Genomic DNA, 13540 nt, shown 5'->3' with positions numbered 1-13540 from the left:
CGATCAAAACCGCTCGGGCCACAGAAGCGTGGCCACGAGATAGACGCCGAGGGCGATGGCGGTGACGAGGCCGAACAGAGGTTCAAGCATGCTTGTTGCCTCCATCACAGCCGGTCGAGCGCAAGGGCATAGGCCGCGACCACAAGAAGCGTGCCGCCGCCGAGCGCGATGAAGATGAGGTCGGACATGTCCGGTTCTCCTGTTGATGCAGGAGCGGAAACTAGCGGTGTTTCAGGTTAGGCTTCGATTGGGAAGTGCCGGATCGGACATAAAGAAATGATAAGGATGAGTTCTGACCTGCTCCCCTGAATGTAGCCATTCATAGGCTAGCGCTGTTTTTGAGGTGCCCCCCGATCCAGCGGAAGCTGGAATTTTCCGGGGTTAAGGCTCAGTTCGGCGGGGGTGCCGATGAGCCGTGCATGAGTGATATCGGCACCTTGCCTGCTCGTGGTACTGCACCGCGTAGGCGCCGAACTCTTCGACGGCCACGTTGCCGCCATACGGGCCACGGGTTTCCTCTACCTCCGCGACGTGGTCGCGGGCCTTGTCGTAGAACTCCCTCGCTTTCCCGCCGCTCCGCTCGAATTGGCGATGCAGCGCCTCGAGCCGCGTCTCGAGGACCGGCCAGATGGATCGCTTGCACAGCGCATGCCAGCCGATGTGGAACGCCTCGTGCAGCAGGATGGCTGTGCCAGCGCCAGGCCGGATGCGATCGGCGACAAGGCGAATGGTACCGCCTCTCGTGGCCCACGCTGTTTCGCCGAAGCTCGGAAGAACGACGCTCAGTTGTGGGCTTGAAAATATCGCCAGTGTTAGTATTTTCCCCCTTGAGGGCGGCTGGCCTGGCTACGACAGTCTTTAGTGACTGAATCCTGCTGGAATTAGCCCAGGTGGATGAGAGCCAGAGTGCCGCCCCACTTTTATCCAGATACCGCAGCCGGCCGTCCAGCACGGCGTAGATGTCCATCCCGTTGAAGTCGCCGAAAAACTCCGTCGAGAAGTTGTTGACGTCGCCGACGACTTGGTCGGCCTTGCCGCGTCGCCAATACCGCCCAAGGTGCCGCCCATCGCGCCGCGGGTAGCAATCCCGGCCGCGACCTGTTCGGCGACGCCCTCGGTCAAGTCCTGATCGGGGCTGACCTTCTGCATGGCCTTGTTTTCAGCGATGGCCTGCGCAGCGCCCTGCGGGGCTTCTTCAAAGATGCCTTCGCCGACCGTACCTCGAGCCGCGCCGGACAGGATGCGCTTGGCAACCGATCCGCCTACGCCTTCGGCGATGATCTTGGCTAGGGCACGATCGCCCATGCCGCCAAAGGCGCCCGTGGTGATGCCGGACACGAGAAACGCCTGCGTCGCAGCATCGTCGGTCAGTGCCGCGATCGCCTCGTCCTCGGACATACCGCCATCGACATCGGATTGAAGACGTCCCGTCAGTCGTTCGAATTGCTCGATATGGCGGAAAGCTTGCTTCAGGTAAACTTGGAAATCGTAGATCGCAAAATCGTTCGAATGAGATGTCATGTTCGTCCATGGTCTTTGATAGCATGCATTGCCCGCGCATCCGTTAGCCGCCGGCACAATGCTTTCGATTCAACGGGATAGGTGGCACGACCGGCTCCTTTCGGAGCCCATGTCGTGCTGGAGCCTGTTTTGAAAAGTGGAATGTGGCTTCTGAGCACAATCCCAAAGCAGAGAAAGCCTACATACTAGCCGACACTCTGGTACAGGTGAGGGTGGATACGTGGTCGCTTTCACACATTGCGCATCGCATTCGACATGAAAGCCATCCCTTGGCTTCGGGAGATCGGGCAAAGCGATCATACGACAATGGCTAAATCCAAGCCGTACGTCGAAAACACCTCGGTGGTGGGGCACACCACGTCCACCAACCAAGTGTCCCCGCGACTTAGTCTGGCATCGTATGAGCAATGCCGGGGCCGTCAATTGTATTCCGAAGGCCCTTGGTCTGATCGAGCAGCCAGTCTCGAAACACCACCGATGCGGACTTCTTCGCCGTCTGGCCCGGTAGCGCGATCTGATACCAGACGCACCTGATCTCGCGCTTGTCGAGGCGAACCAGCTTGCCGGAAGACATGTCCCGCTGGCACAGGATGTCGTCTGCAAGGATGACGCCCTCTCCGTCCACGGCGGCCTCAATGGCAAGCGAGAGGTCCGAGTAGACGCGCCCGCGGCGCCAGCCATCGCTGTCCGGCTCGTGGGCCGTATACCACTTGTGCCAGGTTTCCCTGCCATTGTCATGAACCAACGGGGCCACGCGCCAATCCATCGTGGCGGAAGCGGACAGCAGTCTGTCCCGGACCTCCGGCGTCGCCGCGGGATAGCCGTCAAGTGGAAACAGGTTGTCCCTTTCGACGCCGGCGACAGGAATGCGGGTCTCGAAATGAATGATCATATCGGCGTGCCCATCGCCGATGCGATCGGGGGTCCAGGCAGGACGCAAATCAACCTCGATGCGTGGAAAAAGCGCACAAAATTGCGTGACGAGCTTGCGCAGCCACAAGGACGCCAGCGCCGGCTCGGCGCTTACGATCAACGAACCGGTTTGGGACTTGCGCAACAGGTTTTCACAGGCGTCCGTCAGCGTCTGCAATCCGCTCGCGACGTGCGGCATCAACACTCGTCCGTCCTCGGTTAGCTCTACACGGTTTCCGAGGCGGACGAACAGGTCAGTCCCGAACCAATGCTCCAGTTTTCTGACATGCTGGCTGATCACGCTGTGACTGACGTTCAGCTCCTTTGCAGCCTGGGCAAAGCTCGAGTGCCGTGCAGCAGCCTCGAAGGCCCGCAGAGCGTTTAGATGGCGAAGTGATCGATTCATATGGTCAGCGTAGGCAAAAGCGACGCTCAGCGCCAGATATTCGCGTTTTTTTGGGACGCCCTTCAGCGAGTAGGCTCTCCGACAACGAGAAGAAGCCCCGCTTGGGCCCTGCCACAAAGATCAGCACACTCTTTCATTGGGAGATGACAATGCCTGGAACGATCACCCGACGCCATCTACTGAAGGCCACCGCAGCCCTTGGTGCTTTCGCCGGCACGGGAATGTTGGCCACGCCAGCACTGGCGCAAAGCCGGTCCATCCGGATCGGCTCCTATGGCGGCTATTTTGAAGACAGCCTAAAGAAGCACGTCTATCCGGCCTTCACCGAAGCAACAGGCATTGCCATCACCAGCGTCACGCAACCTGACTCGACCAGTTGGCTCCAAACGATGAGCCAGGCAATTTCTGCAGGCAACGTTCCCGCAGATCTATCGATGCACACGCCTGTCAATATCATCAAGGCGGAGCGTCTCGGCGGAATTGTTGCGCCGATCGATGCCAAGCGCATCCCCACGCTCGACAATGTCGAGGACAATTTTCTGTCGCGCAGTGGCGACCACCTCTATGGTGTCGGCGCGCTCAGCTTCTTCTACTCGATGGTGGTGAATACGAAAGAGGTCGATGCGCTGCCCGCCAGTTGGGCAGAGTTTTGGGACACCGGTCGCTTCGAGGCCAGCCTTGGATTGCCAAAAAGCGTAAACTTCCACTTTCTAGACATTGTCGCCGCCACCTTCCTCGGAGGCGCCGACGCGCTCCGGACGCGCGACGGCATTGTCGCGGCGATCGAGAAGGCAGCTGAAATTCACCCGAACGTGGCGCTCTGGTACACCGGCGAGAGCCAGATGGAGCAGGCGCTCAAGAACTTCGACGTCGCGGGTGGGCTATATTTCCATGATGTCGCCGGGCTGATGGCCGCGGACGGCCATCCGGTGGCTTCGGTATTCCCGAAGGAAGGCAACGTTCTCGACTTCAATTCCTGGACCTTATCCGAGGGATCGAGCAAGCCAGACGAAGCGCACGAGTTCATCGCGTTCTCCTGCCTCCCGGAAACACAGGCAATCATGTCGCGTATGATTGGCACGGCCCCGGTGGTCGATCCCGCCACGACCGGCCTCTCGGAGAGCGAGCTGTCCGCCGTGTCCGGCACGCCGGCAATCCACACCCCTTACGAGGTCTATCTCGACGACGAAACATTCATAAACGAGACGTGGGACCGCATGGTCGCGAAGGCATGACAATGGTAGGCGATATCAAGACGAAGTCGGACCTTGTTCTGAAGGGCATCCGCAAGCAATTCGGTAGCTTCAACGCCGTTCATTCTGCTGATCTGACCTTCGAGGCGGGCAAGCTGACCGCTCTTCTAGGCCCCTCCGGCTGCGGCAAGACAACGCTCTTGCGAATGATCGCTGGGCTTGAGAGCCCGAGCGGAGGGCAGATCCTGCTGGGCGGCACTGATATCGCCCCGCTGCCTGCCGAACGGCGCAGATTCGGCATGGTGTTTCAGTCCTTCGCGCTGTTTCCGCATCTAAATGTTGCGCAGAACGTTTCCTACAGTCTGCGCATCGCAGGGCTTGATGCCGGGACCCGTCTGGCCCGTGCGCAAGAATTGCTCGATCTCGTACAGTTGGGCAGCAAGGGCAACAACAGAATCGGCGAACTGTCGGGCGGTCAGCGCCAACGTGTCGCCATAGCCCGGGCGCTGGCGCAGGAGCCCGAAATCTTCCTTCTGGACGAGCCTATGTCTGCGCTCGATGCCAAGCTGCGCAACGACATGCAGATGGAACTGCGGCTCTTGCAGCAGAGGCTTGCAATCACGACCATCGTCGTCACCCACGACCAGCGCGAAGCAATGACGATGGCGGACAGTATCGTCGTCATGAGCAACGGACGCGTCGAACAGGTCGGCACACCGCAGGAGGTCTACCATCGTCCTGCAAACGCCTTTGTCGCATCGTTCATCGGTAACGCGAATCTGCTAGAGGGGCTTGCCACAGCGACAGGCGTCGCCATTGGCAAGGCGCGTCTGGCAGTGAATACCCGCGGCAACTTTCGCCCCGGCGATCCGGTAACGCTGTTTTGCCGGCCGGAGGCGGTGCGTCTGTCGGAAGCCGCGTTTGCCGAGAACAGCCTGCCCGGCACAGTCCGTTTCGTCCGCGACGAAGGCATGGCGCGCGAGATCCATCTCGACACACCGGCCGGCCACCTGACGGCGGAAATCCCGGGCAGTTACCAGGAAACCGTCCGGATCGGCGACATACTGCACGCGGAACTGCCGGCTGAAACCCTGCATCTATTGCCTGTTGCAGGCACGGAGGCAGCATGACAGCCACTCTTTCTCTGCCGGTACGCGCACAGCGTGTGCCTCGCCTGTTGCATGTCGCCGTCATCCTAATCCCGGCGACAGTGCCCTTTATTCTGGTGTTCGCGATCAGCTTTGGCGAGAAGGTCGAAGGCGCGTCCTGGGTCTGGGGCTTGGCCCTCAGCAACTACAAGCGATTTTTCGTCGGGTCGGATTTTCCCGAAACCGTCTCGCTCCTTTATCTAAAATATCTCTGGTACACCGTCTGGTATGCATTGGTAGCCGCGATCCTGGCGGTTGCCACGGCCTTCCCCTTCGTCTGGATAATGACCCGTCTTTCGCGTCGGGCCCAAACGGCGTGGCTGGTGTTCTTCCTGTGCAGCCTGACCTTCTCCGAGGTCTTCATCGTTATGGGCTGGGACATCCTAATGTCGAACCGTTCGGGGCTGCCGATGTTGTTCGAAGTCACCGGTCTCACCAAGGTGCTGAAGGAGTCGGGTTGGCTGAGCGTACTGCGCGAATGGGGTCTGGCCACGCCACGCAATGTCCGGTTCAAACCAAGTGAGTTTGCGACCATCCTGACCTTGACCTACCTCGTCTGGCCTTATGCCGTCATCCTGCTCTACCCGCCGGTCTCGAAGATCGAGCGCGAGGTGATCGAGGCCGCCCGCACCATGGGAGCCCACCCGTTCACCATTGTACGGACCGTCGTGCTGCCAATGGTCCGCACGCCGCTGGTGGGAGCGACCTTGCTTCTATTCGTGTTCCTGCTCGGCGCCTACGTCACGATTGCCGTCTTCGCCGATCCATCCAAGCATACGCTGTCGATATCGGTCTACGAGGCAGTGCGAGGGTCGACGCTGAACGCGCCATTCGGTGCCGCGCAGGCGGTGGTACTTCTGCTGACAGCTTCCGGCGTGCTTGCGCTCGGACAGCGTTTCCTGTCGGCCAAGGGGGGAGGGAACTAAGATGGGAAGGATCATTTCACGCGTATTCTTGGCCGCAGCGGCAATCTGGATCGCCTTTCCGATCATGGTTGTCTGCCTTGCCGCCCTGAACGGGGGGCGGACGATGTTTTTCCCGCCTGAGGCGCCAAGCCTTGCTAGATTTGGGGAGTTTTTCCTGACCGAAGCGATTTGGGTGCGGTCGTTGCGCAATTCCGTGATCGTCGCTTTCGCCAGTGCGACGCTCGCAGTGCTCGCCGCTTGGCCAATCGCCTTCACCCTCTGGCGCCGGTCGGATCGGGCCTCGAGATTGGTGGCTGGGCTCGCTTCGATGCCTTTCGCCCTGCCGCCCATTATTTTCGGCGTAGGACTGGTTTTCTTTTGGGGATATCTGGGTGCGCTCGGTGACTTGTGGTCAGGCATTGTCAGCCACGCGATCCTTTTTCTAGCGTTACCGCTCACGACCCTGTCGATCGGCCTTCAGTCCATCGATAGGGCGCACCTCGACGCGGCCGCGACCATGGGCGCAGGTGAGTTCACCACCTTCCGCACCGTCATATGGCCGCAGATGATGCCCTTTACCGCGTCCGGCTTCTTCTTCGCGCTGGTGCTGAGCTTCAACGAGTTCATCGTGATTTTTTTTGTGTCGGCTTCGGGCTATTCGACGGTCACGGTGCAGATCTTCAACTCTCTACGAAACGGCTTCACCCCAACCATGGCGGTGGGCGCCATCACTTTCCTGACCATCTCCGCGCTGGTGTTTACGCTGATCGCGCGGTTCGGAAACCTGCCCCAGCTTCTTGGGGCTGACAACAGTAAAACATCCTGAAGGAGGCACACCACAAATGCTGAACGGCAAACCGAACAAGCGCACCCTGATCGAAGGTAACCCGGCCCTGGTCGTCATCGACATCCAGAAATCGACCTTTGCACCGATCCCGGATGAAAAGCGATCGATCGCTCATATGCCGGACTACGCCAAGCGCATGGCGCGTACGAGAACGGTGATTGACCGCGCCCGAGCGGTGAGCATTCCCATCATCTTCATCCAGGAGATCCACCGCGCGGACCTTGTGGATCTGGGGCGGGAGACGGACGGGGACGAGGATATCCACTGCCTTGACAGCAACCCCCTGACCGATCTCGCGGTGGACGAGTTGGACATTCGCCCGAATGACTACAAGATCCAGAAGCGCCGATATTCGGCCTTCTACGGCACCGACCTCGAAATCCTGCTGCGCGGACTGAACGTTGATACGCTTCTGCTAACGGGCGGCCTGACTGATGTCTGCGTACACTACACCTTCGTCGATGGCCATCAAGGCGACTATTTCTGCCGTGTGATCGAGGATTGCGTCGCCGGATCCAGCCAAGCGGCACATCAGGCCTCGCTCAGCGCGATGGAATATTTGCAGCACGGCGCAATAAGATCGCTTGACGAGGTCCTGCGGGCTATGGATCGGCGGGCGGCGGCTTGAAACCGGCTGTGGGAGGCAACGGCGCGGACAACAGTCGCAACCTGCAGGCCGCCACGATGGCGCTCACGGCCTCGGCGATCCTCAGTCTGATCGACAACTTCGTCACATCGGTGGGCGAAGAGGCCGGACTTTGGCAGTTTCAGGTGTTCCGCGCTCTGTTTGCGCTTCCACTGCTCTACGCGCTGGCCCGCGTTGCCGGAGTTCAGATCAGGCCGGTAAGGTGCGGCGCGCTTGCATTGCGGAGCCTCACCGTTTCCGTCGGACTGCTTCTATATTTCGCGGCATTAGGCACGCTTTCCGTGGCTCAGGCAGGGGCGGGCCTGTTCAGTGCGCCGATCTGGATTGTGCTGTTGTCTAGGATTGCGTTCGGTGTGCGAGTCGATGTGACTAGGTTGGCTGCGATGTTCGTGGGGTTCGGTGGCGCGCTCATGGTGCTCCAGCCCGCGGTTGGGGCGCTCTCCATCGCCACGATCATCCCTCTTGGGGCCGGCGCCTTCTATGCCATGGGGATGTTGCTGACCCGGCAGGTTTGCTCGGGCGAGAGCCCCTTGGTCCTGGCCTTCGGCGTGTTCTTCACGATCGGTGCTCTCAGCCTTCCCGTACTGATCGTCGCCACGTATTATTCCGACCAGGTTAACTCCGCAGGGTTCCTAACCCGTGGCTGGTCTGACCTCACGCTCCGCTTCCTTTGGCTAACGGCCTTCCAGGCCGTTGGCGCCGTCGTCGCAGTGACACTGATCGCGCAGGCCTATCGTATCGGCAACCCCGCGTTCGTTGCTGTCTTCGAATATTCCTTTCTAGCCTTTGCCGCTCTCTGGGCGCTCCTCATTTGGGGCAACCAGACATCTGCTACCGGCTGGTTCGGGATTGCCGCCATCGTCGTTTCGGGCCTTGTCGTCGCAACGCGCCCTAATCAATCTGTCAAGAAACTGTCCAGCCGAGGTGTCTGAATGCCCCCCCTTCCGTCCGCGCGCGCCTACGTGCCCTTCGTGTCCGTCGCCAATATGATGGACCTCGTTCACCATCTTGGCGTCGAGAAGGTCCTGGTGGACCTTGCCGACGAGATCGAAGCCGATTTCAGGCGCTGGGAGCTCTTCGACAAGACACCGCGCGTGGCCTCGCACTCCGAGGTCGGCGTCATCGAGCTGATGCCGACATCGGACGGGGAGACCTACGGCTTCAAATATGTCAACGGCCATCCGAAGAACACGCGCGAAGGGCTGCAGACCGTCACCGCCTTCGGCCTGCTTGCCGACGTCGACACGGGCTATCCGAAGCTTCTGAGCGAGATGACCCTGCTGACGGCGCTGCGCACGGCGGCGGCCTCGGCCATGGCCGCCAGGCACCTCGCCCCGAAGGGCGCCAGGACGATGGCGATGATCGGCAATGGCGCCCAGTCGGAGTTCCAGTGCCTCGCCTTCAAGGCGGTCTGCGGCATCGAAACCGTGCGCCTCTACGACATCGACGCGTCGGCGACCGCGCGTTGCGCCGGCAACCTTGCCGGACGCGGGCTGGAGGTGGTGTCCTGCGCCTCCGGCCAGGAGGCGATCGAAGGGGCGGAGATCATCACCACCTGCACGGCGGACAAGCAGTATGCCACGATCCTGACCGACAACATGGTCGGCTCCGGCGTGCACATCAACGCCATCGGCGGCGACTGCCCGGGCAAGACCGAGCTGCACCGCGACATCCTGCTGCGCTCGGACATCTTCGTCGAGTATCCGCCGCAGACCCGCATCGAGGGCGAGATCCAGCAACTCGACGCGGACCACCCGGTGACCGAGCTGTGGCAGGTGATCACCGGCCGGCACCGGGGCCGGACCGACGCGCGGCAGATCACCCTGTTCGACAGCGTCGGCTTTGCGATCGAGGATTTTGCGGCGCTGCGGTACGTGCTCCGGGCGATCCAGGACACCCCCTACTACACCCAGCTCGACATGATCGCCGACCCCGACGATCCGCGCGATCTCTTCGGCATGTTCGAGCGGGCAAGGCCGCAGGGACGCTAGCCTATGAATGGGGACATTCAGGGGAGCAGGTCAACGGGCTAGTGTTACAATGCTCAATCTCGCGATCACAGCCCTTTCTAGCGTCCTTCATTTATAGGCCTTTAGCATCTCCAGAAGGCCAGCCCGGATGTTTTCGGGCGCCCTCGATAGCGGCAGCAGAAAGTCATGGTGAAGCGATATTTCACCGCGCGGCCTGATCGAGTGCACGAGTTCGAGCTGGCGGCATTCTTCCAAGGCTCCGTAGTACATCTCGGTTGTTCGGTACTGCTCATGGCCGAGGTTCTGGCTCAAGGCCTTGCGCTCTTCCGGGGACGCACCCCAGTCTGGGATCATCCGTGCAATGGTGGAACGGACGGCATGGGGCGTGAACCGCTCTACTTCGGCCCGGTCGGCGGCGGCAGCGACTATCTTTCGAACGGGTGCCGCCGATGCGAGAAACTCGAACGACTGCGTCGGACTGCCCGGCCATCGATGCTGGAAGGCGTGCGGAAAGAGCGGCGCGTCACCGCCGGCACCGACCGAGCGCAGTTCGTCGATCCAGTCGATGACAATCTGCTCGAACAGGTCGCCGACCGGGAACCAGGCAGTGCGCATCGTCTTGCTCGCCTTGGTCGCAACCTCGCTGGCGTCCTGGATGACCAGCCGCCGCTCGACGTCGACATGTTTCAGGCGGAGCGTCACCAACGCCCCGTCGCGGACACCGGTCAAGAATAGGAAGGCGAGGATCGCGCGATCACGGCGCTGCCAAAGGGTGGACACCGGCATCATCTCGATGATCCTAACCAGATCGGCCTTTGTCGGCACCCGCTTTTCCTTCGGCGCATTCGCGATCTTCACCAGCCGCTTCTCGGGTGTGAAGTACTCTTGCAGGTCCCGGCGCATGGACCTGTAGCCCGGCTGCGTCCCCAACCACTTGAAGAATGCCCTCATGGTTCCGAAGCTATGGACGAGTGTCGATGCAGACAACGGGTCTCCATGATCACAGGAGGCAATCAGGCTCTGTTTGTAGGCGATGATCGTCTCCGGTTCGATCCGATTGAAGGGCTGACGTCCCGTCAGTCGTTCGAATTGCTCGATATGGCGGAGAGCTGCATCGATTGTCTTGTCATGCCGACCGCGCGCCTGCTTCAGGTAAACTTGGTAATCGTAGATCGCAAAATCGTTCGAATGAGATGTCATGTTCGTCCATGGTCTTTGATAGCATGCATTGCCCGCGCATCCGTTAGCCGCCGGCACAATGCTTTCGATTCAACGGGATAGGTGGCACGATCGGCTCCTTTCGGAGCCCATGTCGTGCTGGAGCCTGTTTTGAAAAGTGGAATGTGGCCTCTGAGCACAATCCCAAAGCAGAGAAAGCCTACATACTAGCTTGGACTCTCTGCTTTCGGACTGGATTGGCGCATTGCCATGATCCGTTCCATTTGTTCCGCAGTCACCCGTTTTGCGGTGGTTTTTCCGGAGTCCGGGCACTCGATCGCAAGCCTGAGGTCCCCGAGGGGGGTCCGCTGGGCTTCGAAGCGCACATCAAGCAGCGAGTGCTTGCACTTGCATGCGAAGCAATGCACCTCATAGAACTCACAGGGACGCTTGGAATCTTCCCGCCTCTGCCGATGGAAGGCGTTGAGATCCTCACCCCGAAAGAGATGACGTCCCTCGTGCTCCCGGCGGACGAGCCCCGCCTTGACCCAGTTCAGCAGGGTGTTCCGGCATATGCCGTAGAGGTCGACAACCTCCTCGGGTCGATAGCGCCAGTTGGTCTTCGCCTGGCGCGGGCTCTGGAGATTGCGTCGACGGCGCTCGCGCCGCACGCCGCTCACAGCCCGCCCCCCAAATATCGGCGCTCATAGACGGTGAGGTCACTCAACCGCCAGCGGGTCGTTCCACCTTCGATCTTGATCGGCTTCGGGAAAGACTGTGACTCCCTTGTCCAGCGCCAGATGGTTTGTTTTGAGACTCCGTAGCGGTTAGCAACCATCGAGTCGGACAGAAAGCGTTCGTCTGCGAGAGATACTTGGGAGTCTGGGTATCGGGCTACGCCGGACAGGCTACCGGTTTCCAGGTGCACTGCGGCCCCCGGCTCGCCCGTAGTCTTGGACGCGTGAACGTCATCCAAGTCAGGCTCAACCAAGCCCTTTGCCTGAGCATACGAGTTATTCTGAAGAGAGAAATTCGTTAGATGCGGCGCATTGCGAATTGTAGCCATGCCGCTCCCTTTCTCCGCCAATGGCGGTGTTGGGAAAGCAAGCACTCATGCGCAAACGCTTTCGTCGATTATGTACGAACGCCGGTCTGCCAGCGGTCGTACGCTTATGTAGATCTATGAAATCGCATTTGGCAACAGCCACTTAGGAATTTTTCCGCAGTTTTCCGCAGTGAGCCAGCGTGATGGGCCAAATGATGGCCCAGGCAGACAGCAAAACAAAAAACAACGTAAAAACAATTACATAATCGGAACGATGGCGGAGAGGAAGGGATTCGAACCCTCGATACGCTTTTGACGTATACTCCCTTAGCAGGGGAGCGCCTTCGACCACTCGGCCACCTCTCCGTCCACGGCGCTGATAAAGAAAACGCGTCCCCTAATCAACTGGTTTCCGCGCTCGCCGGCATTTTTACTGCGACCGATCCCGGGAGCGGCGATTGCACACCAGGGCCGGCGCGCGTCGCGACCGCGGATGTCGGGCGCATGCCGCCGGGTCGCCAGCATCCCTGACCTGGCTCGCGCCCGACCGCCGTCCGCCCGCGCCAGCCCCGCGCCGACGGGCCGCGAACTCGAACCGCCGCGCGGAAACCAGCAAGGATGGCACATACCGCGCCGGTCCGGCCGCAACCGATTCGTTCAAGCGGCGTTCAGGTACAGACGCATAGGTTTCAATCCATCATTCATCCTGACGGGACAAGACCATGGGTTGGACCAATTCCTACACCTTCGAAGGCACCAACGGCATCGACATCGTCGAGCAGAAGTATCGGCTCGAGGTCGAGATCTTCACCTATGGCGGCAACGACACGATCTATCTCAACCTGGTCAGCGCCGACGGCGGCTTCAACTTCGTCGACGCCGGCAGCGGCAACGACTACGTCAAGAACTGGTTCGAGGGCGGCAACGAGATCTATCTCGGCGCCGGCAACGACACCTACGTCCATACCGGCCACGCGATCGACGACGACTACCACGACGTCGTCTACGGCGAGAGCGGCAACGACCGGTTCGAGGTGCTGACGCTGCAGAGCAGGTATTACGGCGGCGAGGACAACGACACCTTCCTGTCGGCCGGCTACCGCAACTACTTCAACGGCGGCTCCGGCATCGACACGCTGTCCTACGCGCTGCAGGACGGCAGCGCGCTGCGCGGCCGCGGCGTGCTCGTCGACCTGGAGCAGAAGTACGCCAAGGTCGGATCCTACCGCGAAACCTTCACCAGCATCGAGAACGCTACCGGCACCGGCTTCAACGACACGCTGAACGGCAACGCGCTCGCCAACGACCTCAACGGCGGCGCCGGCAACGACATCCTCGACGGCCGTGCCGGCAATGACTACCTGCTCGGCGGTTACGGCAGCGACCGGCTGCTCGGCGGCAGCGGCAACGACGACCTCGTCGGCGGGCGTGGTCACGACATCCTCAACGGCGGCACCGGCGCCGACTACTTCATCTTCGATTCGGTCAAGGATTCGGTGGTCGGCAGCGGCCGCGACGTGATCGAGGACTTCTACCGCTCGGAGAAGGACAAGATCGACCTGAGCGGCATCGACGCCCAGACCGGTCGCAGCGGCAACCAGGCGTTCCACTTCATCGGCACTGCCAAGTTCTCCGGCGAGGCCGGCGAACTGCGCTATTCCGGCCATGTCATCTCCGGCGACATCGACGGTGACGGCCGCGCCGACTTCGAGATCTACGCCAACCTGACGAAGTATTATGCGAGCGACTTCATCCTCTGACCGCGCGCTCCCGGCCGGCCGGCGCCGCA

Annotated in this window: 14 protein-coding genes and 1 tRNA gene; 8 read left to right on the top strand and 7 right to left on the bottom strand. The window is 60.7% G+C overall.

What is annotated here, in order from left to right:
- Nucleotides 1-3: 3 nt before the first annotated feature.
- From kdpF to ACXAGF_RS06095, 3 genes are all read right to left on the bottom strand, one after another.
- Nucleotides 4-105, bottom strand: a complete 102-nt coding sequence (gene kdpF / locus ACXAGF_RS06105) for a K(+)-transporting ATPase subunit F (protein WP_475015283.1) — start codon at nt 103-105, stop codon at nt 4-6.
- A gap of 753 nt (nt 106-858) precedes the next feature.
- Nucleotides 859-1521: a hypothetical protein gene (locus ACXAGF_RS06100; protein ID WP_475015281.1), complete on the bottom strand. Its 663-nt coding sequence runs from the start codon at nt 1519-1521 to the stop codon at nt 859-861.
- 385 nt (nt 1522-1906) lie between these two features.
- Entirely contained in the window at nt 1907-2839 is a 933-nt protein-coding gene (locus ACXAGF_RS06095) for a LysR family transcriptional regulator (RefSeq protein ID WP_475015279.1), read from the bottom strand.
- Nucleotides 2840-2988: 149 nt separating this feature from the next.
- On the opposite strand from ACXAGF_RS06095, the gene ACXAGF_RS06090 reads away from it, so the two are divergent.
- From ACXAGF_RS06090 to ACXAGF_RS06060, 7 genes are read left to right on the top strand one after another with little or no spacing between them, the layout of a single operon-like run.
- Nucleotides 2989-4074, top strand: a complete 1086-nt coding sequence (locus tag ACXAGF_RS06090; RefSeq protein WP_475015277.1) for an ABC transporter substrate-binding protein — start codon at nt 2989-2991, stop codon at nt 4072-4074.
- Between the two features lie 2 nt (nt 4075-4076).
- A complete protein-coding gene (locus ACXAGF_RS06085) occupies nt 4077-5162 on the top strand; it encodes an ABC transporter ATP-binding protein (protein WP_475015275.1) in 1086 nt (361 codons plus the stop codon).
- Nucleotides 5159-6106 (top strand): ABC transporter permease, encoded by a 948-nt coding sequence (locus ACXAGF_RS06080; protein WP_475015273.1) that lies wholly within the window; start codon nt 5159-5161, stop codon nt 6104-6106. Before ACXAGF_RS06085 ends, ACXAGF_RS06080 begins: the two co-directional genes overlap by 4 nt.
- A 1-nt stretch (nt 6107) precedes the next feature.
- Nucleotides 6108-6911 (top strand): ABC transporter permease, encoded by an 804-nt coding sequence (locus ACXAGF_RS06075; RefSeq protein ID WP_475015271.1) that lies wholly within the window; start codon nt 6108-6110, stop codon nt 6909-6911.
- A gap of 16 nt (nt 6912-6927) precedes the next feature.
- Nucleotides 6928-7560, top strand: a complete 633-nt coding sequence (locus ACXAGF_RS06070) for a cysteine hydrolase family protein (RefSeq protein ID WP_475015269.1) — start codon at nt 6928-6930, stop codon at nt 7558-7560.
- On the top strand, nt 7557-8510 hold the full coding sequence (locus ACXAGF_RS06065; RefSeq protein ID WP_475015267.1) for a DMT family transporter: 954 nt from the start codon (nt 7557-7559) through the stop codon (nt 8508-8510). Before ACXAGF_RS06070 ends, ACXAGF_RS06065 begins: the two co-directional genes overlap by 4 nt.
- Nucleotides 8511-9569 carry an ornithine cyclodeaminase gene (locus ACXAGF_RS06060; protein WP_475015265.1) on the top strand — a complete coding sequence of 353 codons (1059 nt, stop codon included), beginning with the start codon at nt 8511-8513 and terminating at the stop codon, nt 9567-9569.
- 87 nt (nt 9570-9656) lie between these two features.
- On the opposite strand, the gene ACXAGF_RS06055 is transcribed toward ACXAGF_RS06060, so the two are convergent.
- The 4 genes from ACXAGF_RS06055 to ACXAGF_RS06040 form a co-directional block, all read right to left on the bottom strand.
- Nucleotides 9657-10748 (bottom strand): tyrosine-type recombinase/integrase, encoded by a 1092-nt coding sequence (locus tag ACXAGF_RS06055; protein ID WP_475015263.1) that lies wholly within the window; start codon nt 10746-10748, stop codon nt 9657-9659.
- Nucleotides 10749-10933: 185 nt separating this feature from the next.
- Nucleotides 10934-11386 carry a helix-turn-helix domain-containing protein gene (locus tag ACXAGF_RS06050; protein ID WP_475015261.1) on the bottom strand — a complete coding sequence of 151 codons (453 nt, stop codon included), beginning with the start codon at nt 11384-11386 and terminating at the stop codon, nt 10934-10936.
- Complete coding sequence (locus tag ACXAGF_RS06045; protein ID WP_475015260.1) at nt 11383-11772, bottom strand: helix-turn-helix transcriptional regulator; 390 nt, start codon at nt 11770-11772, stop codon at nt 11383-11385. Before ACXAGF_RS06045 ends, ACXAGF_RS06050 begins: the two co-directional genes overlap by 4 nt.
- Nucleotides 11773-12026: 254 nt before the next feature.
- Nucleotides 12027-12117: transfer RNA gene (locus ACXAGF_RS06040), tRNA-Ser, on the bottom strand.
- A gap of 356 nt (nt 12118-12473) precedes the next feature.
- On the opposite strand from ACXAGF_RS06040, the gene ACXAGF_RS06035 reads away from it, so the two are divergent.
- Entirely contained in the window at nt 12474-13511 is a 1038-nt protein-coding gene (locus ACXAGF_RS06035; RefSeq protein ID WP_475015259.1) for a calcium-binding protein, read from the top strand.
- Nucleotides 13512-13540 lie beyond the last annotated feature (29 nt).

This window comes from Mycoplana sp. ABR4_002 (assembly GCF_056159645.1).
The sequence above is the reverse complement of the archived record's forward strand: the minus strand, read 5'-3'. Positions and strand labels throughout refer to the sequence as shown.

Bases quoted from the DNA above. Each gene is read 5' to 3' on its own strand.
- ACXAGF_RS06070 (WP_475015269.1), top strand. From the start codon at position 6,928: ATGCTGAACGGCAAACCGAACAAGCGCACCCTGATCGAAGGTAACCCG.
- ACXAGF_RS06085 (WP_475015275.1), top strand. From the start codon at position 4,077: ATGGTAGGCGATATCAAGACGAAGTCGGACCTTGTTCTGAAGGGCATC.
- ACXAGF_RS06045 (WP_475015260.1), bottom strand. From the start codon at position 11,772: ATGGCTACAATTCGCAATGCGCCGCATCTAACGAATTTCTCTCTTCAG.
- kdpF (WP_475015283.1), bottom strand. From the start codon at position 105: ATGGAGGCAACAAGCATGCTTGAACCTCTGTTCGGCCTCGTCACCGCC.
- ACXAGF_RS06055 (WP_475015263.1), bottom strand. From the start codon at position 10,748: ATGACATCTCATTCGAACGATTTTGCGATCTACGATTACCAAGTTTAC.
- ACXAGF_RS06060 (WP_475015265.1), top strand. From the start codon at position 8,511: ATGCCCCCCCTTCCGTCCGCGCGCGCCTACGTGCCCTTCGTGTCCGTC.
- ACXAGF_RS06075 (WP_475015271.1), top strand. From the start codon at position 6,108: ATGGGAAGGATCATTTCACGCGTATTCTTGGCCGCAGCGGCAATCTGG.
- ACXAGF_RS06080 (WP_475015273.1), top strand. From the start codon at position 5,159: ATGACAGCCACTCTTTCTCTGCCGGTACGCGCACAGCGTGTGCCTCGC.
- ACXAGF_RS06090 (WP_475015277.1), top strand. From the start codon at position 2,989: ATGCCTGGAACGATCACCCGACGCCATCTACTGAAGGCCACCGCAGCC.
- ACXAGF_RS06095 (WP_475015279.1), bottom strand. From the start codon at position 2,839: ATGAATCGATCACTTCGCCATCTAAACGCTCTGCGGGCCTTCGAGGCT.
- ACXAGF_RS06035 (WP_475015259.1), top strand. From the start codon at position 12,474: ATGGGTTGGACCAATTCCTACACCTTCGAAGGCACCAACGGCATCGAC.
- ACXAGF_RS06100 (WP_475015281.1), bottom strand. From the start codon at position 1,521: ATGACATCTCATTCGAACGATTTTGCGATCTACGATTTCCAAGTTTAC.